Annotated in this window: 18 protein-coding genes; 5 read left to right on the top strand and 13 right to left on the bottom strand. The window is 62.7% G+C overall.

Annotated elements, in window-relative coordinates; all coding sequences use genetic code 11:
* Positions 1–3: 3 nt before the first annotated feature.
* Together QCE73_RS23205 and QCE73_RS23200 are read left to right on the top strand one after the other, a co-directional pair.
* Positions 4–1,335, top strand: a complete 1,332-nt coding sequence (locus QCE73_RS23205; RefSeq protein WP_309883749.1) for an MmgE/PrpD family protein — start codon at positions 4–6, stop codon at positions 1,333–1,335.
* A gap of 3 nt (positions 1,336–1,338) precedes the next feature.
* Positions 1,339–2,361: a GlxA family transcriptional regulator gene (locus QCE73_RS23200; RefSeq protein ID WP_187604055.1), complete on the top strand. Its 1,023-nt coding sequence runs from the start codon at positions 1,339–1,341 to the stop codon at positions 2,359–2,361.
* A 23-nt stretch (positions 2,362–2,384) separates the two neighbouring features.
* Here the strand turns inward: QCE73_RS23200 and QCE73_RS23195 are convergent, their stop codons facing one another.
* Positions 2,385–3,002 (bottom strand): hypothetical protein, encoded by a 618-nt coding sequence (locus QCE73_RS23195; RefSeq protein WP_309883748.1) that lies wholly within the window; start codon positions 3,000–3,002, stop codon positions 2,385–2,387.
* A 390-nt stretch (positions 3,003–3,392) separates the two neighbouring features.
* Here QCE73_RS23195 and QCE73_RS23190 point away from each other — a divergent pair, with 390 nt between their 5' ends.
* Positions 3,393–4,547, top strand: a complete 1,155-nt coding sequence (locus QCE73_RS23190; RefSeq protein WP_035505800.1) for a porin — start codon at positions 3,393–3,395, stop codon at positions 4,545–4,547.
* A gap of 106 nt (positions 4,548–4,653) precedes the next feature.
* On the opposite strand, the gene QCE73_RS23185 is transcribed toward QCE73_RS23190, so the two are convergent.
* Together QCE73_RS23185 and QCE73_RS23180 are read right to left on the bottom strand one after the other, a co-directional pair.
* Complete coding sequence (locus QCE73_RS23185) at positions 4,654–5,784, bottom strand: porin (protein WP_309883747.1); 1,131 nt, start codon at positions 5,782–5,784, stop codon at positions 4,654–4,656.
* A gap of 74 nt (positions 5,785–5,858) precedes the next feature.
* Positions 5,859–6,092, bottom strand: a complete 234-nt coding sequence (locus tag QCE73_RS23180) for a hypothetical protein (protein WP_309883746.1) — start codon at positions 6,090–6,092, stop codon at positions 5,859–5,861.
* A gap of 82 nt (positions 6,093–6,174) precedes the next feature.
* Between QCE73_RS23180 and QCE73_RS23175 the strand changes: the two genes are divergently transcribed.
* The gene (locus QCE73_RS23175) at positions 6,175–6,720 is read left to right on the top strand and encodes a DUF4863 family protein (protein ID WP_309883745.1); all 546 of its coding nucleotides are present in this window, start codon (positions 6,175–6,177) and stop codon (positions 6,718–6,720) included.
* 29 nt (positions 6,721–6,749) lie between these two features.
* Here QCE73_RS23175 and QCE73_RS23170 read toward each other — a convergent pair whose 3' ends face one another.
* The 9 genes from QCE73_RS23170 to QCE73_RS23130 all read right to left on the bottom strand — a co-directional run bounded on the left by QCE73_RS23170 (position 6,750) and on the right by QCE73_RS23130 (position 15,561).
* Positions 6,750–7,091: a ProQ/FinO family protein gene (locus QCE73_RS23170; RefSeq protein WP_309883744.1), complete on the bottom strand. Its 342-nt coding sequence runs from the start codon at positions 7,089–7,091 to the stop codon at positions 6,750–6,752.
* 320 nt (positions 7,092–7,411) lie between these two features.
* Positions 7,412–7,678 carry a hypothetical protein gene (locus QCE73_RS23165; protein ID WP_309883743.1) on the bottom strand — a complete coding sequence of 89 codons (267 nt, stop codon included), beginning with the start codon at positions 7,676–7,678 and terminating at the stop codon, positions 7,412–7,414.
* Positions 7,679–7,845: 167 nt separating this feature from the next.
* Complete coding sequence (locus tag QCE73_RS23160) at positions 7,846–9,204, bottom strand: MFS transporter (RefSeq protein ID WP_309883742.1); 1,359 nt, start codon at positions 9,202–9,204, stop codon at positions 7,846–7,848.
* Between the two features lie 236 nt (positions 9,205–9,440).
* On the bottom strand, positions 9,441–10,415 hold the full coding sequence (locus QCE73_RS23155) for a LysR substrate-binding domain-containing protein (RefSeq protein ID WP_309883741.1): 975 nt from the start codon (positions 10,413–10,415) through the stop codon (positions 9,441–9,443).
* 4 nt (positions 10,416–10,419) lie between these two features.
* Complete coding sequence (locus QCE73_RS23150) at positions 10,420–11,169, bottom strand: gamma-glutamyl-gamma-aminobutyrate hydrolase family protein (protein WP_309883740.1); 750 nt, start codon at positions 11,167–11,169, stop codon at positions 10,420–10,422.
* Complete coding sequence (locus QCE73_RS23145) at positions 11,166–12,392, bottom strand: FAD-dependent oxidoreductase (RefSeq protein ID WP_309883739.1); 1,227 nt, start codon at positions 12,390–12,392, stop codon at positions 11,166–11,168. Before QCE73_RS23145 ends, QCE73_RS23150 begins: the two co-directional genes overlap by 4 nt.
* A gap of 4 nt (positions 12,393–12,396) precedes the next feature.
* Positions 12,397–12,720 (bottom strand): 2Fe-2S iron-sulfur cluster-binding protein, encoded by a 324-nt coding sequence (locus tag QCE73_RS23140; protein WP_238288776.1) that lies wholly within the window; start codon positions 12,718–12,720, stop codon positions 12,397–12,399.
* A 26-nt stretch (positions 12,721–12,746) separates the two neighbouring features.
* Positions 12,747–14,183 (bottom strand): glutamine synthetase family protein, encoded by a 1,437-nt coding sequence (locus QCE73_RS23135; RefSeq protein WP_309883738.1) that lies wholly within the window; start codon positions 14,181–14,183, stop codon positions 12,747–12,749.
* Positions 14,184–14,244: 61 nt separating this feature from the next.
* Positions 14,245–15,561, bottom strand: a complete 1,317-nt coding sequence (locus tag QCE73_RS23130; RefSeq protein WP_309883737.1) for an aromatic ring-hydroxylating dioxygenase subunit alpha — start codon at positions 15,559–15,561, stop codon at positions 14,245–14,247.
* 338 nt (positions 15,562–15,899) lie between these two features.
* Between QCE73_RS23130 and QCE73_RS23125 the strand changes: the two genes are divergently transcribed.
* Positions 15,900–16,631 (top strand): GntR family transcriptional regulator, encoded by a 732-nt coding sequence (locus QCE73_RS23125; protein WP_035505778.1) that lies wholly within the window; start codon positions 15,900–15,902, stop codon positions 16,629–16,631.
* Here the strand turns inward: QCE73_RS23125 and QCE73_RS23120 are convergent.
* On the bottom strand, positions 16,626–17,255 hold the full coding sequence (locus QCE73_RS23120; RefSeq protein ID WP_309883736.1) for a TetR/AcrR family transcriptional regulator: 630 nt from the start codon (positions 17,253–17,255) through the stop codon (positions 16,626–16,628). The two genes, QCE73_RS23125 and QCE73_RS23120, sit on opposite strands and share 6 nt — an antisense overlap.
* Positions 17,256–17,363 lie beyond the last annotated feature (108 nt).

The following is a 17,363-nucleotide window of genomic DNA, read 5'->3' as shown; positions in this document are numbered from 1 at the left end:
TGGATGGGCACATCCGCCATCGCGTTCATTCATGAACTGACGTTCGATGTCTTGCCTGAGCGCGTCATCGAACAGGCAAAACTTTGCGTGCTCGATTTGCTCGGCGTCGCGCTTGCCGGACGAAAGACCGAGTTGTCGCGCATCGCGAGCGATCACGCCTTCGAGTTCTTCGCGCCCGGCGCGCTGCGCTCGCGCATGCTGTTCGATGGCCGCGCCGCCAGCCCGATCGGCGCGGGTCTTGCGGGCGCGATGACCATCGATAGCTGCGACGGCCACGACGGCCACGCGCAGACGAAGGGCCATGTCGGCGTGACGGTGCTGCCCGCGCTGCTCGCGCTCGCCGACATGCGGCCCGGCATGACCGGCCGGGAGTTTCTCGCATGCATCGTGCTCGGCTATGAGCTCGGCACACGCGCGGGCATTGCGCTGCACGCGAGCGCCTGCGATTATCATACGTCGGGTGCTTGGAATGCCCTGGCTGCGGCGGCGCTCGCCGCGCGCGTGCTGCCGCTCGACATGCGGCAAACGCGCGAGGCGCTCGGCATCGCGGAGTATCACGGGCCGCGCAGTCAGATGATGCGCTGCATCGATTACCCGACGATGGTGAAGGACGGTTCCGGCTGGGGCTGCATGGCGGGTCTTTCCGCCGCGTTTCTCGCGCAGCGCGGCTTCACCGGCGCGCCGGCGATCACCATCGAGCAGGACGAAACCCGAGGTATCTGGAGCGATCTGGGCGAACGCTGGCGCATCATGGAGCAATATTTCAAACCGCAACCCGTCTGCCGATGGGCGCATCCCGCTATCGATGCGGCGCTCGCGCTCAAGTCGGCGCACGGCTTCACGAGCGAGCAGATTCGCGCGGTGAACGTGCGCACGTTCCATCATGCGACGCGCCTCGCGCACGCCGCGCCGGCATCGACTGAAGAGGCGCAGTACAGTCTGCTCTTTCCCGTCGCGGTCGCGTTGAAACATGGTGCAGTGCGCTTCGACGCGCTTCACGGCGATGCCCTTCGCGATCGGCAAGTCCTTCGTCTGAGCCATCTCATTCGCGTCGAGGAAGGCGCGGAGTACACGTCGCGTTTTCCGGGCGAGCGCTTCGCCGAAGTGAGCATCGAATTGTTCGATGGCAGGCGTTTCGATTCCGGTGCGACGCAAGCGCTGGGCGATCCCGACTTGCCGCTTGACGCGCACGCGATCCGCGCCAAGTTCCGCGCGTTCGCCGAGCCCGCATGCGGCGCGAACATGGCGCGCGAACTGGAACGCACCGTCGATGCGCTCGACTCGCACGACGTGACGCCCCTGCTCGATCTCGTGCTCGGATCGATTCGCGTCTAGCGCATGAACGCGAACGACATCCCGCCGACCACACGCTCGATCAGGGCCGTGCGCGCGCCTGCGTCCATCGTCGATGGAGAGACGAAAACCCAGCGCATGGGCTTCTTTCTCGTTCCGCACTTCTCGATGATGGCGCTCAGCTCCGTCACCGAGCCATTGCGCGCAGCCAATCGCGTGAGCGGCAAGGCGCTCTATAGCTGGCACCTGATCAGCGCGGACGGCGAGCCGGTCTCTTCGAGCTCGGGCTTCGCGCTGTTGCCCGACTTCGCGATCACGTCGTCGCCGGAATTGAGTCATGTGTTCGTCGTCGCGAGTATCGGCGTGTCGAACTATCGCAATGCACAAGTCTTCGATTTTTTGCGGCGCTATGCGGCGAAGGGATCGACGCTCGGCGGCATCAGTCTCGGCACGATGATCCTCGCGCGCGCGGGATTGCTCGACAAGCGCCGTTGCACGATTCACTGGGAAGCACTGAAGGAACTCGCCGACGAATTTCCGACGCTCGACGTGAGCCGCGATCTCTATTGCATCGAAGGCGATCGCATGACATGCAGCGGCGGGACCGCCGCCATCGACATGATGCTCGATCTGATCGCGCGTCAGCATGGGCATCAGCTCGCGGCGGAAGTCGCCGATCAGTTCATCCACACGCGTATGCGCACCGCGCAGGAAAGCCAGAAGATGGCAATTCAATGGCGCTACGGCGTGGAAGACCGCCGCATCGTGCATGCGGTCACGCTGATGGAGCAGAACATCGAGCGTCCCATTCCGATGAAGACGATCGCATCGCTCGCCGGCATCTCGCCGCGCACGTTCGAGCGCATGTGGATCAAGCACTTCAACGTGCGGCCGTCGCAGTTTTATCTGGAGCTTCGGCTCAAGGCCGCGCAAAAGCTGATTCGCGAATCGTCGCTTTCTTTACTCGATGTCGCGATGCAGTGCGGCTTCGCGAGCGCGTCGCATCTCGGGCGCTGCTACAAGCAATGCTTTGCAAAGACGCCTGGACAGGAGCGCGCCGCGAGCTAGACGCGATGAAAGTTATCGCGCGGTTATCCGGCATCGCCCGCGCTGATCGCCGATTGCATGCTCTTCAATAGCTTCTCGAGATAGCGAAGCAAGCCGACCGTATCGCCGAATTCGATAAAACCGGGCTCGACGCCATCGCTGAAGAGCAACGTGCCGTCCAGCGCGTGATCGACGATCAGCCCGGCATACGCGGCGTGCGGCCTGTATTCGTCGGCGGCGAGGCTGAACGTGTTGCCGTTCACGACGGCATCGCGCAGACGCATGAGAAATTGCACTTCGGGCGCGCGCGATGCGGAAAGCCGGTGAATATCGAAGTATTCGGCGACCGCGAGAATCGCATTCGTGCACGGCACGGTCAGCGCGAAAGCGATGCGCTTCTCGGCCGTGTCGAACGACGGCCAAGACGGCGCGTTTTCCGGCGGCGAGCTTTTCATCGGCGTGCCGTCTTCGCTATGCGTATGCGCTTCAGGATGCGAATGCTTGCGCGCGAGTAACGGCTGCGCTTTCGCGAAGTCGGGCGGCGCCGCGCCACGCTCGATCCAGTCGGACAGCAGGCTCGCATAGGCATGGAGCGTCGTCAGTTGCCCTTCGATGAAAGCGACGCCGATTCTGCAAGCGTCTGGATGGCGGTTCTCCGGCATGGCATCTCCTTTGCGTTTTTTCTTTATAGGCAAGGACTGCGCCCGATCAAAGTGCGCGGCGACGATTGACAGTTAGTTGCGCGACGTGTAACCGTAATGTGGGAGAAATGCTACAAATAACGTAACGCAAATTTACCAATCCCTGACGACGCGCTATATTCCCATCGCTATAACGTGAAGCGGCGTTCTGCGGCTTCATCGCGGTGGGACCTCTTGCCACTTCTCTCGCAAGAAGTGGCTTCAATGACATCACGCACGACTCGACCTTCGCGCGATTACTCGCGAAGCCGGGATGGCCGCGTTCGCGCTTTCAAAAGCGCTGCGCCGTCCCTCGATCGGGCCGCGTCGAGCGGCATCCGCGTCACGCGGACAACACCTGGGAAAAGAAAAATGAAGAAGCACATCGTAGCGGCCGCGGCACTCGGCATGTTCGGCATCGCGGCGCACGCGCAAAGCAGCGTCACGCTATACGGGATCATCGACGCCGGTATCACGTATGCGAACAAGGTCGCGGTGCCCGGCGGCCACGACAGCGTCGTGAAATACGGCGACGGCGTCGCGCAAGGCAGCCGCTGGGGCCTGCGCGGCACGGAAGACCTGGGCGGCGGTCTCAAGGCGATCTTCGTGCTCGAAAGCGGCTTCAACAGCGGCGACGGCACGCTCGGCCAGGGCGGCGCGCTGTTCGGCCGTCAGGCGTATGTCGGCCTCGCGAAGAACGAATACGGCTCGCTCACGTTCGGTCGTCAATACTCGTTCTCCACCGATTATCTCGGCGGCAGCTACACGATGGGCAGCCAGACGCCCGCCGGCAACTACGCGTATCACATCAACGATCTGGACCAGCTGACGTCGAGCCGCATCAACAATGCGGTCAAGTTCAGCAGCGCCAATTTCTACGGCCTGACGTTCGGCGCGATGTACGGCTTCTCGAACTCGACGAACTTCGCGGGCTCGCCCACGATCGGCACCGGCGCGAACGCGGTGCAAGGCTCGTCGAGCGCGTATAGCTTCGGTTTGAACTACGCGCAAGGGCCGCTCGGCATCGGCGCGGCGTACACCAAGCTGCGCTATCCGAACGCCGCGACGCCGGCGTTCAGCGTGAGCATCGCCAACGTGAACACGCTCGGCCTGCACGACCTCGAAACCTATGGCGTGGGCGCGCGTTACTCGATCGCCGCCGCCGTGATCTGGGCGAACTGGACGCACACGATGTTCCATCAGATCACGACCGGATCGTCGACGCTGAACAACTATGAAATCGGCGGCAAGTACACGTTCACGCCGGCATTGAGCGCGGGCGTCGGCTATACGTTCTCGGACCTGAGCGGCAACTTCGACGGCAAGTGGCATCAGATCAACGGCGTGGTGGATTACGCGCTGTCGAAGCGCACCGATGTCTATGTGATCGGCGCGTATCAGAAGGCGTCGGGCAGCAACCGCGGCGTGCCGGTGCAGGCGGAGATCGGCTCGTCGTCGTCGTTCATCGGCAATGCGGGCGCGAACACGCAGCTCGTGACGCGCGTCGGTCTGCGTCACAAGTTCTGATCGAAGGCTCGTTCGATGAAAGCGCGATGCCGCATCGGCATCGCGCTTTTTTTTCATCCATTCGATAGGCACCGAAGGCGCACCGCCGTTGCCTGACATGCGCCAGTCAGAACGAGTGCCTCACGCCGACGATCGCGCCCAGTTGCCCCATGCCCGCGCCGGGTGTCGTGCCGCCGCCGCCCGCGCTCACCGAATAGCGCGCCTTCGCGCTGTTCCACAAGTAAGCGACGTTGCCGTAGACCGCCGTTCGTTTCGACAGGAAATAGGTGGCGCGCAGGCTTGCCATCGTCGCGCGCGTATCGTGTTGCTGGACGATCACGCGATAGCCTTCGCCATCGAGCGCGAGCGCCGGCGTCACGTAGTATTGCGCGCCGAGATAGAAGAGATTGGAACGCACGCTGCCACCGGGCCCGTCTGATTCCACGCGACGTCCGACCCAGCCGCCGCCGAGCTTCACGCCCATCACGTTCACATAGCCGTTCGCCTGAAGGCGCGCGTCCTTGTCGCCGCTCGATGCGATCGGAAAGGGCGCCACGCCATCGAAGAAATTCGCTGCGGCGTTCGTGCCGCCATGCTGCTCGTCGTAAGCGGTGGCAACGCCGAAGTACGTGCTGTCGTACTTCAACATCGCGCTCCATTCGCGGCATTGGCTCGCATCGCCCGGCACGGGTCCGAAGCATGTGCCCTGCCCCGGCGAGTTGCCCGTGCCCGCGCTGTCGCGACCGAACGAATACGACGCGCCCACCGTCACGCCGTGGAACTTGCCCTTATAGGCGACGGTGTTGTCGCTACGTCCATTCGGGATGAACGCATCCAGCGCGCCGATGCCGTAGATGTCCGGCCCGAGGATATCGGCGTCGAGCATGGCCCAGTAGGTCATCGTGTATTGCCGCCCGAACGACAGCGCGCCCCATGGACCTTCCAGCCCGACGAACGCCTGCCTGCCGAAAAGCCGCCCGCCCTGCCCTGAATCGCCCGCGCGCACGTTGAAACCGCTTTCGAGCACGAATACGGCCTTGAGCTCCGCGCCGAGGTCTTCCACGCCGCGCATCCCCCAGCGCGATGGCACTTCGCCGGTGATGCCCGGCATGCGCACGACATGATCGCCCGCGGCGTTTGCGTGCGACACGTACTCGACGCCCGTGTCCATCACGCCATACAACGTGACGCTGCTTTGCGCGAACGCAGACACACTGAACGACATTGCGATCGATACCGCGATTCGGCCAAATCTCATGAACTCTCCCGTGTCTCCATATATTCGTTCGGATGACGAATCTTATGCCGATGAATGAAATCATCGCGGCGAGCTTAGGGATTGAGACTGATATCGGCAACGGGGCGGACGACGGAAGCGTCGGCGTCGAAAAGTGAAGCGAAGTGTTTTGTTTCCATGAAGCGCTCGACCGCACGCATTCTCGTTTCTTCTGTGAGTCGAATCGCAAGAAAAATTGCAGGAATGTCGCTGCGTTCATGGAGATGAAATATGTTCAAGCCTTTCTTGAACGTCGCGCGAGTTGCACGGCATTCATGTTTCACTTGCAACGACTTCGCTTCTGGCGCGCAAGTCGATATGGCATCTTTGGCTTCACCTGTCGATCTTCAATCAAGCGAAGGAAACGAACCCATGTCACCGAAGCAAACCAGCAAGGAAGAACTCGTCGCGCGATGCCTGCCCTTTCTCGAAGAGGTCAGAAACATGACGACGGACCCGAACGTCGAGCAATGGCTCAATACGAAATACGGCGTGGATAGCGCGCTCTACAAGGATCTGGCGCGATTGATCACGCTAGGCGTCGAGGAAGGATGGGCGGCGGATGTCGAAATCTCCGGACCGCGATATCGACGCGCACGTCTTGTCGCGCCGTGTCCGGAGACATTCTTTTTCAGCATCACGGCTGTATTGATGGACAGCACGGGCAACGAGCAGAACAATCCGGAAGACAGCTTCCGCGGCGATTATCACGCGCACCCGTATGGCGAGTTCAACATGGTCGTGCCGCTCGACGAAGGCGCGGCGCTCGCCGGTCCCAACGGATGGTGTCATGGCGGATGGACAGCGCCCGCGCCGGGCAGCCATCACTATCCGGAAGCGAAGGGCGGCGCGGTGATCGCGCTGTTCTTTCTGCCTGCGGGGCGGATCGCTTATGACATCCAAGCGCCCGCGAAGTAAACGGACATCGAAGCGCGCGGCGAGTCGCGTTACTCGGCGGCTTCCGCGGCCTTCGGAGCCGGAGCCGGAGCCGATCGCGCCAGGCGATTGGTCTCCAGATACACGGCGCGTTCCGCATCGGCCGTCGTCACTTCACCTGCTTTTTCGCCCGCGAGATCGATTCGCGGCGCGCCCTGCACGAGGCAGGTCCAGTAGCGGTTGCCCCGGCACCATACCTTGATCGCGCTGCGCAGTTCCTTCTCGTTGAGCTTGAGCTCCTCCGCGTGCTTCATCAAATCCTCGAAAATGCCGACCTTCAAGGGAACCTTGGGCGCGGGATTCTTCGGAAATGCGAGAGGAAAACGCTTCTGCAGCTTTCCGATCGTATGCACGACGGGATCCACCGGTTTCGATGGAACCGCGGGTTTGGCGGATTTGGCAGGTTTGGCGGATTTAGCAGGCTCAGCCGGCTTCGACGCGGCCGCCGGCGCGGGACGCCGCACGTGCGGCGCCTTTTTCTTCGCTGCGTTGCTTGCAGCCTGTTTTGCGAGTTGCTCTTTCAGTCCGGCGAGTTGTTCGAAGCCCATCACATCGTGCCCGTAGAAAACGTATCCGGATTTTAACAGCCTCCGGTGACGACCTCGTTGCGGGCGCCGGCGGCCTCATCGGAGGGGTATCCGAAACCGAAAAGACCGCCTTGCCGGCGTTGCGCTTACTGTCCGCCCGAATAGGTGTTGCAGAAGGGTCGCGGAGCGCAGTTGTTCGACATGCTCCCGGCCCAGTTCGACGTTCTCCCGCTCGCGCTCTGGCCCATTGCCGCGCCGCCATAAGCGGTGTCGCCGGAAGGTGGCGCAGTCTGGGCCTCTTGTTGACGGGGTGCGGGGATGGACTGCAGGGTATCGGTGGGTTCCTGTGCCTGAGTCAGGTTTCCGAGTGAAAACGCGGCCACTAGCGTGGTCGTAACGAGGAAGGTCTTCATGACTTTCTCCTTCAACGAAGACTTACCGCTGCCTGACGAAACCATCGCCAGGTGAACCAGGTGCGCAAGCATCTGCGCACATATCAAACATATACCCAAGCCGGCACGAAGTTAAATCCGATGCTCGTCGCGTCGCATGAACGTTCGGCCGAATCTTCATTCGCGCACTAATGTGCGACTGGCTGGCCATCCGCGACGTCCGCCGCGATACGCGGGCTCGCCATCTGCTTGAGCAATAACGCGACGCACGATGCCGCGCCGGCCATCGCCACCACGGTGAAGATGCCCGGCAGGCTCATCCGCTGCCGCGACAGCTCCGCGACGAGAAACGACCCCGCAATGCCGCCGAAGCGCCCGACGCCGAGCATCCACGCGACGCCGGTGCCGCGTCCCGCTGTCGGATAGAACGCGGCAGCGAGTGCGGGCATCGACGCCTGCGCGGTATTCACGAGCAGGCCCGCGACGAAGACCGCGCACACCAGCAGGCCGACATTGCCGATGGCCTGTCCGATCGCAACCACGCTCACCGCGCCGAGCGCATACGCGGCCGCCACGACGCCGTTCGGATTGAAGCGATCCATCAGCATGCCGCACAGCACCGTGCCCGCGCCGCCGAGCGGAAAGAGCGCGGAAATCAGCGCCGCGCGCTGCGGGCTCAGGCCCGCGTCCTTCAGGAGCACCGGCATCCAGTTGATCAGGCCGTAGAAGATGACGAGGCCCATGAAGTAGCACAGCCACAGCATCAACGAACCGAAGACATAGCCGCGCGACAGCACGATGCGCGCGCCGCCGCCGTCCGTGTCGCGCACAGTGGCTTCGCGCATCACGAACGATTCCGCCGATACCGCTTCCGGCGCGATGCGCGCCATCACCTTCCGAATGCGCTCGACCGGTTTCTTCTTCGACACCATGTACTGGACCGATTCCGGCAACGCGATCGCGAGCACTACGGTCAACAACAAGGGCACCGCGCCGCCGAAGTGCAGCACGCCGCGCCAGCCGAACTGCGGAATCATCCATGCCGCGAGGAATCCGCCGAACGCGGCGCCCAGCGGAAAGCCGCAGAACATCAGATTGACGATGGTCGCGCGACGGCTGTTCGGACAGAACTCGCTCATCAACGTGACGGCGTTGGGCATCGCCGCGCCCAGACCGACGCCGGTGACGAAGCGCAGCGCGGTCAACTCCGTGAGATTGCTCGCGAAGCCCGAAGCAAGACAGGCGAGGCCGAATATCAGCACTGCCGCGATCAGCACGCCGCGCCTGCCCCAGCGATCCGCCAGCGGCCCCGACGACAGCGCGCCGCATGCGAGCCCGAAGAGCGCGGCGCTCAGCACGGGCGCGAGGGCCGCCCTGCTCAAGTGCCATTCGCCGACGAGCGATGGCGCGATGAAACCGATCGCGGCCGTGTCGAAGCCATCCATCAACACGATCACGAAGCACATCGCGAACACGAGCCATTGATAACGCGAAAACGGGTGCGCGTTGACGAGCGCCTGTACATCGATAACCTTTGTCTCTTCCATTGCATCCTCTCTGATCGACGGGCGCCCAGATTAAGAGCGCGCATCCGGGCATACAACCCGGTGAGTTACGAACGCGGGGCGTGCATCGGCCGCGACTGTCTTTCGACGTCGCGTGCGATGTCACCTTTTCGATTGAAAAAGCCCTTGTTTCAGGGACTTTCGACGATATTCACGCGTTCGCCTTCAGCGCTGCGGACGCAGTGAATCTTCTGCATGACGAGCTTGAATGCCGCGCATCAGCGGCATCGCACCTGCCGTGATACGTCGATGAGTTGCTGTCTGAGCCATTGCAGCCCAGGATCGAGATCGTTGCGTTCGTGCCAGACGGCGCGCACGGTTACGTCGGGACATGCATAGGGCGTCGGACGCATCGACAGTTCGCCGTCGCGCGCCAGTTCGCGGCCGAGCGACGACGGCACCAGCGCGAGCATGTCGCTATGACGCAGGAGCGCGGGAATCGCAAGCGAATGCGCAACAGCCATGCGAACGCGCGGCGCCTCGTCGCTGCCGGCGAAACCGCGATCGAGCGCCTCGCGATCGAACATCTCCGATTGCCGCGCGAGCCCGCGCTCGACGATGAAGCCGCTCACCGCGCCCTCTTCCTCGCCGCCCTGCGAGACCGCGACGAGCGGATAGTTCAGCAAATCCTCGCGCGCAAGCGGCCGGTCGATGAGCGGATGCTCGCGATGCAACAGCAACACGTCCGTCTGCTCCCAGAGACTCACCGCGTGAAAGCGGCGCGGCACATCGGCGAAAATGCCGATCACTACATCGATACGGCCGACATCGATCTGCCCCGCGAGATCGAGCCGCGTCGACGGTCTCACGACGATATCCACGAGCGGCGCTTCCGCGCGCAGGCGCTGACTGAGCCGCGCGAGCAGCAGCGCCGTGATGTAATCGTTCGCGGCCAGCACGAAGGTGCGTCGCGCGATGGCCGGATCGAACTTGTCGACGCCCAGCGCCGCCTTGATCTGCGCGAGCGCGCCGCGCACCTGCGTCGCCATCGCGAGCGCGCGCACGGTCGGTTCCATGCCGCGCCCGGTGCGCACGAAGAGATCGTCGCCGAGCACGTCGCGCATGCGTCCGAGCGCATGGCTGATCGCCGACTGACTGAGATTCAGACGCTTGCCCGCGAGCGCGAGATTGCGGTCTTCGAAAATCGCGTCGAATACGCGCAGCAGATTGAGGTCGATGCGGTCCGCCGACATGACATCAACCTTCGTCGCGCGTCGCGTAGCGCCTGCAACTCGCGCCGAACGATTCGAACAGCGCACGCGAAAGCGCGTCGCTCGTGACCATCGCTTCGGGATGCCATTGCACGCCGAGCGCGAACGGATGTTCATCGAGACGAATCGCTTCGACAAGACCATCCGGCGCGCGCGCCTCGACGGCAAGACGCGATGCAAGCTGCGCCACGCCCTGACGATGCAGCGAGTTCACACGCACATGCTGCACGCCGCCCGTGAGCGTCGATAACATGCCGCCGTCGGTGAGCGCGATTTCATGCCGATAGCGATAGCGCGCGAGCATATCTTCGCTCAGGTCTTCGAGATGATCTTCCGAATGCCCCGATGCATGGATATCGGCGTGCAGAGTTCCGCCGAACGCGACGTTCATCTCCTGAAAGCCGCGGCAAATGCCGAGAAACGGCATGCCGCGCGCCGCCGCACCGCGCATCAGCGCGAGCGCGACATGATCGCGATCGGGATCGACGAGCATCTCGGCATCGCTCGCACCGCCGTACAGGCGCGATTCGACATTCGATGCGCCGCCGGGAAACAACAGCCCGCTCACGCCGTCGAGATAGTCCGCGACCGATTCGACATCGCGCGATGCCGGAATCAGCACCGGGCTTAACTGCGCGCACGTCATCAACGCGCGGACATAGCTTTGCTTCGCACTATGCAGATCGTGATCGCCGACGAAAAACCGGTCGCACACGACACCGACGAGCGGCCTCATTGCACCGCCCCTTTCAGATCGAACGCAGGGTCTTCCGCATCGCGCGCCGATAGATGCACGCCGTTCGCGAGCAGCTTGCGCGCGAGCATGTGTTCCTGCGGACGATTGATGCTATCGACCGCGATCAATGCTTCGTCCCGGAAGTAGAAGATCGAGAACTTCCGTTCTTCCACGGCGCCGCGCAACGCGTGATGCGTGAATCCCGAATGAATGCCCGCCATCTGCAGCTTGAGATCGTATTGATCGGACCAGAACCACGGCACCGTCCGATACGGCTGGGGCCGGCCCGCAATCGCGAGCGCCGCGACTTTCGCCATATCGTTCGCGTTCTGCACCGATTCGATGCGGCATGCGCGTGAATCGCTTGGCGCCCAATGCGGCACGAACGCGGCGCAATCGCCCGCGGCGACGATCGCCGGATCGCTCGTGCGCGCGCATTCATCGACGACGATGCCGCCCGCCACCGTCAGGCCGCATTCCGCCGCCAGCTCCGTATTCGGTATCACGCCGATGCCGACCACGACGAGATCGCACGACAAGTGCGTGTCATCGTCGAGCACGACGGACACCGCATCCCCGGTTTGCTTCAACTCGATCACCTTGCGCCCGAACTCGAAGGCGACGCCGTTCTGCGCATGCGCATCCTGCATAAATGTCGACATCCACGGCGATGCGACGCGCGCAAGCAGGCGCGGCTCCGTTTCCACCACAGTCACATCGATACCCTTCTGACGCAGCGAAGCCGCCGCTTCGAGACCGATATAACCGCCGCCGATCACGACCGCGCGCCGCGCCGTGCTCGCCGTTTGCGCGAGCCGCCGCGCATCGCGCAGATCGCGCAGGTAGTGCACGGCATCGAGCGTCGCGCCGGGGCAATCGAGTTTGCGCACGCGCGCGCCCGTCGTCAGCGCGAGATGGTCGTATGCGATGCGCGAGCCGTCCTGCAACCCGACTTCACGACGCTCGCGATCGATATGCGTTGCGCGCATCGAGGGCAGCCATTCGATCTTCTCTTCGTCGAAGAAGGCTTGCGAGCGCAAAGGCAGGCGCGCTTCGCTGAAGCTTCCGGTGAGAAATCCCTTCGAGAGCGGCGGACGCTGATAAGGCGCATCGGCTTCGTCGCCGATGAGCACGATGCGTCCTTCGAAGCCGGTTTCACGCGCAGCCGCCGCGAGCTGAACACCCGCGTACGATGCGCCGACGATCACGAGCGTGCTATGCATGGTCTTATCCCTGTGCTTGCGGAATCTGCACGACGAGGCCGTTCATCGCGGCGCTCATCACGAGCTGGCAACTGAGCCGGCTTTCGGGACGCCGCTGTGCTGCGACGCCGTCGAGCAGTTCCAGTTCCGATTCGTCGGGCGATGGAAGATCCGCCGTCGACGATGCATCGATATAAACATGACACGTCGCGCATGACAAGCAGCCGCCGCATTCGGCGTCGATGCCGCGCACGTTGTTGTGGATCGCGGCTTCCATCACGCTCGTGCCGTCGGGCACGTCGATGTCGCGGCGCGCGCCGTCGCGCAGGATATAGGTAACCATAGGCATGACATTTCTCCTCTGTGAGCGCGCCGTCAGAACGCTTCGAAATATTCGCGGTGTTCCCACTCGGTGACTTCTAGATTGAAGCGGTCGATCTCCGCCTGCTTAAGCTTGCAGAAGTAATCGACGAACGCGCTGCCGAATCCTTCGCGCAGGCATTCGTCGGTGCGCAACGCATCGAGTGCATCGCTCAAGCTGCGCGGCAGTGCTTCCGCCTGCGTTTCATAAGGCGTATCGGCGGAAGGCGGGAGTTCGAGCTTGCGACGGATGCCGTCGAGACCCGAGATCACCTGCGAGCCGAAATACAGATACGGATTCGCGGTCGGCTCGCCCACGCGATTCTCGATGCGGCTCGCGGAATCGTTCACGCCACCGAGCACGCGCAGCATCACGCCGCGATTGTCGCGGCCCCAGATCGCGCGATCGGGCGCATTCGAATACGGCCGATAGCGCCGATAACCGTTGATCGTCGGCGTCGACAATGAAGTCGCGCCTTTCGCGTGCGCGAGCAGGCCCGCGAGATAGCGTTGACCGGTGATCGACAAGGGCTCGGATGCATCGCCAGGCATGAAGGCGTTCGTGCCCTCGCCCGCATGCACGAGCGATTGATGCAGATGCCATCCGCTCGACACGACGTTCGGAATGCGCGGGCGGCACATGAAGGTCGCGTGATAACCATTGCGCTGACAGATCTGCTTCACCGCGCTGCGAAAGAGGATCATGTCGTCGGCGCTCTTGATGCCTTTCGTCGGCGCGAACGTGAACTCGAACTGGCTCGGGCCATATTCGACTTCGAGCGAACGCACGTCGAGATTAAGCCCTTCGATATTGCGCCGAAGCATTTCCATCACGTCATCGACGGCGTCGTAGCGCAACTCCGTCAGATACTGATAACCATGCGACAGCAACTCGACATCGGGCGGCAAGCCGGGTTGTCCCGAATGCTCGGGCTTCATGTGAGGGTCCGTCACCTTGAAGACATGAAACTCCACTTCGAGGCCCGATACGAATTCATAACCGTGATTCGACAGTTGATTCAGCGCGCGCCGGAACAGATGCCGCGTGGCGAACGGAACCGGCGCGCCGTTGGCGAAGTGCACGTCGCACAGCACCCATCCCGTATGCGGCGCCCACGGCAGCACGCGAAACGTTTCGGGATCGGCGATCATCAGCGTGTCGCATGCGCCCTGCATCTCGGGCATGTCGAAGCCGCCGCCCGCCGTGAACACGGGAAACACCGTGCGATGCGATGTGTCCTTGGCGAAGAGCGTCGTCGTCAGCGTGACGCCGCTTTTCATCGCCTTGATCGCTTCATCGACGACGAGCGTCTTGCCGCGCAGCAAGCCATGCTGATCGGGAAACGAAAAGCGCACGACCTTCACATCGCTTTGCTTGATCCGCTCGACGAGTTCGGCATACGCAGCATGCTGCGCGTCCGTCCACAAACCATGAGTCTCTACAAAAGACATGTGCGTTCCGCGCGGCAGCATCATGCGCCGCGCGCTCCATTCAGGTTGCGGGTCGGTGTTTTCAGGCTTTTGGCGCGGGCCACGGCGCGCTTACGCGGCGCTTCACGTCGGACTCTTTCCAGTACTCGTCCCAGCGGTCCGCCGGTCCGATTCCGTCGATCGATGCGGGGCCCGTGAAGTTCGCGGCTTCGCTCTCGTCGATCAGCATCAGCGTCTTCTCGCCCGCTTGCGTCTTTTCGATAGCATCGACGAGCAGGCGGCGATACGCGATGATGCCCTTGTCCGTCGTGCCCAGATGCTCGCGCGTGCGGTCCTGTATCGCGCCCTGCGATTCGACCGCCCATTGATCGTGCACGTTGATGTCGAAGCCCATGCCCGTGTAGGTTTCGCTCAGTTGCTCGCGCGGATCGAAGCCGTAGTTGTTGCGCTTGTTCTTGCGCGACGTGTAATCGGGCAGTTCGTAGAGTTCGAGCCGCTGCTCGCGCATCTGCGCCTTGTCGGTCGGCGCGCCGAAACTCGTGAAAATCGCATACCAGTAGCAGTTTTCATCATCGACGGGCACGTGCCATTGCGTGATCGTCATCTCCGAGCTCATCGGAATCACGAAGGCTTGCGGGAACACGACATTGGTTACACGCACATGCGTATGCGCTTCGTCGAGCGCGCGCTTCGCGATGAGACGCAGGCCGTAATCCGCCGGGCTCACGAGAATTTCCGGCGATTCGAATTCGCGCAGCACCTTCGTGATCGGCATGTTCGAATCCGCCGACGCGCCGCGAAACTGCTTGCCATAGCTTTCGCTCACGTCTTCATCCTCGAAGAAGCGATGCAGAAACGACGCGTGCGCCGGATCGATACCGACTTCGAGCGCCTGCAGCCAGTTGCATTCGAAGAGTCCCTTGAATGCGAACGTGTAGGCATCGGGCGCGGCGAAGCAATCGAAGTTGGGGAACGCGGGCGGCTCGTCCTTGCCGATATAGCCGAACAGCACGCCGGCCTTTTCGATGACCGGATACGCCGACTGCCGCACCTTGTTGCACAGCGTGCTGCCGACGGGTTCGCCCGGCGTCGAGAGGCAACGTCCGCTGGCGTCGAAGAGCCAGCCGTGAAAGGCGCAACGCAGTCCGCCGCCTTCGAGACGCCCCGCCGCGAGATCGGCGCCGCGATGCGGGCAATCGCGATCCAGCATGCCGTAGCGGCCTTGCTCGTCCTTGAACACGACGAAGTCCTGCCCCATCAGGCGCACCGCCTTGACGGGACGCTCGGCCGGTAATTCCTCGACGAGCGCGACAGGCTGCCAGTACCGGCGCAGCAACTGGCCGGCGGGCGTGCCCTTGCCGACGCGGGTAATGGTCTCGTTTTGCTGCGAACTCATCATGGCGGTATCTCCGGTTTGTTGAATTCAGACGTCGGCCGATTGCATGCAGCGCGACGTGTTCTTGAGACGTAGAATAGCTTTTCGAACTCAAATGCACAAACGATGTATGCAGCACGCTTGTGCTTCTTCCACCATCCGCGATTCGCCAAACTTCGATATCATTCTGTTTTATATGCGCTTTTTATGGTTTATTCGGATTTACCCTCATCGATCATATCCAGTCATTTTCGGCCGTATTGCATACATCGAAAAACATCTTCGAGCGCGATGTCCGAATGTCGAGCACAGCGAGCAGCCCTTGGCCTAGAATCGCCCACAACGGCAAGCGGAGAAAAACCATGGAATCCCAGCAAGAACGCGTATTGGTCTACCTGCGCGATCTGATCCTGAAAGGCGAATTCGCGCCGGGCGAGCGCCTGGGCGAAGTTGCGCTCGCGGAACGGCTGAAGGCGTCGCGCACGCCCGTCCGGCTCGCGCTCACGACGCTCGAACAGGAAGGTCTCGTCGAGCCATCGCCGGCGGGCGGATATGTGATGCGGCGCATCACGGCCGCCGAAATCGCCGATGCCATCGCGGTGCGCGGTCATCTCGAAGGCATGGCCGCGCGTCTCGTCGCGGAGCATGGCGTGCCGCGCCAGTTGTCGAATGCGCTCGCCGAGTGTTTGCGAGCGGGCGACCGCCTGCTCGCGAAGTCCGAGCTCGATCTCGACGACTACGCCGCCTACACCGACATGAACAATCGCTTCCACAAGCTGATCGTCGACGGGTCGGGCAATGCGGCGCTGATGCGCGCCATCGACATGAATAATCGGCTGCCGTTCGCCGCCGCGAGCGCGATGCTGCCGATGCAATCGGCCATCGATGAAGGACGGCAATGGCTTTTCATCGCGCATCAGCAGCATCACAGTCTCGTGGACGCGCTGGAACGCGGCGAAGGCACGCGCGCGCAGGCGCTCGCGACCGAGCACGTGCAGATCGCGCAGAGGAATCTGGCTTATGCGCTGGAGCGCCCCGAGGATTGCGTGAAGCTCGCGCCGGCGTTGCAGCTCGTCGCGGAAGCCGTTTTATGAGCGCTTCGGCATGGCGCGTTCATAGCGCGCGAGGAACATGTCGGCGGCCGCTTCCGCTACTTCTTTCTGCTCGGGCTTCGAAAGCGGCGGCTGGCCCATCGTGACCTGAGGCCAGAACGCGAAACCCTTCACGATGCCATGCAGTTGCTGCCCGGCGAAGACCGGGTCGGTGACCACGAGACGGCCATCGGCGGCGGCTTTTCTGATCCACGCCGTCACGTCTTCCTCACGCTCGCCGATGCGCGCCACCATGTCCCGCGCGCGATCCGGCGAATGAATGCCCGCCGCGATCGCCACGCGCGCGAGCGATAGAAAGGCCTCGTCGGTCATGAGCCGCAGCTTGCGCGTGAGCAGCGCGAGCAGTTGCGCGCGCAGCGGTTCATCGGCGCTATAGACGGGCGCGTCGCCCGTTTCGCTCGCATCCCACAAGCGATGCAGGATCGCGGCGAAAAGCGCTTCCTTGCTCTCGAAGTGGTTATAGACCGTGCGCTTGGACACGCCCGCGCGCGCGGCGATGCGGTCCATGCTGGTCGCGTCGTAGCCCGCCGCAATAAACTCCGCCACCGCTGCGTCCACGATCGCGGCGCGCTTGCGGTCGGTCAGCCGCTGGGGAAGGTCGTTCATATCGCTCGAATCCATCCCCATATTTTACACCGTCCGGTTTACTTTTTTCTCAAAATTAAACTACACTGTACAGTCTACTTTCCGCTTCGGGCTCGCGCCCCGTCACGC

The sequence above is a fragment of the Caballeronia sp. LZ029 genome (assembly GCF_031451275.1).
GTDB classification, from domain to species: domain Bacteria; phylum Pseudomonadota; class Gammaproteobacteria; order Burkholderiales; family Burkholderiaceae; genus Caballeronia; species Caballeronia jiangsuensis.
This window is presented reverse-complemented; position numbering and strand designations above follow the sequence as displayed.

Coding starts and splice junctions, on each gene's coding strand:
- QCE73_RS23205 (WP_309883749.1), top strand. CDS start 4: ATGGGCACATCCGCCATCGCGTTCATTCATGAACTGACGTTCGATGTC.
- QCE73_RS23200 (WP_187604055.1), top strand. CDS start 1,339: ATGAACGCGAACGACATCCCGCCGACCACACGCTCGATCAGGGCCGTG.
- QCE73_RS23195 (WP_309883748.1), bottom strand. CDS start 3,002: ATGCCGGAGAACCGCCATCCAGACGCTTGCAGAATCGGCGTCGCTTTC.
- QCE73_RS23190 (WP_035505800.1), top strand. CDS start 3,393: ATGAAGAAGCACATCGTAGCGGCCGCGGCACTCGGCATGTTCGGCATC.
- QCE73_RS23185 (WP_309883747.1), bottom strand. CDS start 5,784: ATGAGATTTGGCCGAATCGCGGTATCGATCGCAATGTCGTTCAGTGTG.
- QCE73_RS23175 (WP_309883745.1), top strand. CDS start 6,175: ATGTCACCGAAGCAAACCAGCAAGGAAGAACTCGTCGCGCGATGCCTG.
- QCE73_RS23165 (WP_309883743.1), bottom strand. CDS start 7,678: ATGAAGACCTTCCTCGTTACGACCACGCTAGTGGCCGCGTTTTCACTC.
- QCE73_RS23160 (WP_309883742.1), bottom strand. CDS start 9,204: ATGGAAGAGACAAAGGTTATCGATGTACAGGCGCTCGTCAACGCGCAC.
- QCE73_RS23155 (WP_309883741.1), bottom strand. CDS start 10,415: ATGTCGGCGGACCGCATCGACCTCAATCTGCTGCGCGTATTCGACGCG.
- QCE73_RS23150 (WP_309883740.1), bottom strand. CDS start 11,169: ATGAGGCCGCTCGTCGGTGTCGTGTGCGACCGGTTTTTCGTCGGCGAT.
- QCE73_RS23145 (WP_309883739.1), bottom strand. CDS start 12,392: ATGCATAGCACGCTCGTGATCGTCGGCGCATCGTACGCGGGTGTTCAG.
- QCE73_RS23140 (WP_238288776.1), bottom strand. CDS start 12,720: ATGCCTATGGTTACCTATATCCTGCGCGACGGCGCGCGCCGCGACATC.
- QCE73_RS23135 (WP_309883738.1), bottom strand. CDS start 14,183: ATGTCTTTTGTAGAGACTCATGGTTTGTGGACGGACGCGCAGCATGCT.
- QCE73_RS23130 (WP_309883737.1), bottom strand. CDS start 15,561: ATGATGAGTTCGCAGCAAAACGAGACCATTACCCGCGTCGGCAAGGGC.
- QCE73_RS23125 (WP_035505778.1), top strand. CDS start 15,900: ATGGAATCCCAGCAAGAACGCGTATTGGTCTACCTGCGCGATCTGATC.
- QCE73_RS23120 (WP_309883736.1), bottom strand. CDS start 17,255: ATGAACGACCTTCCCCAGCGGCTGACCGACCGCAAGCGCGCCGCGATC.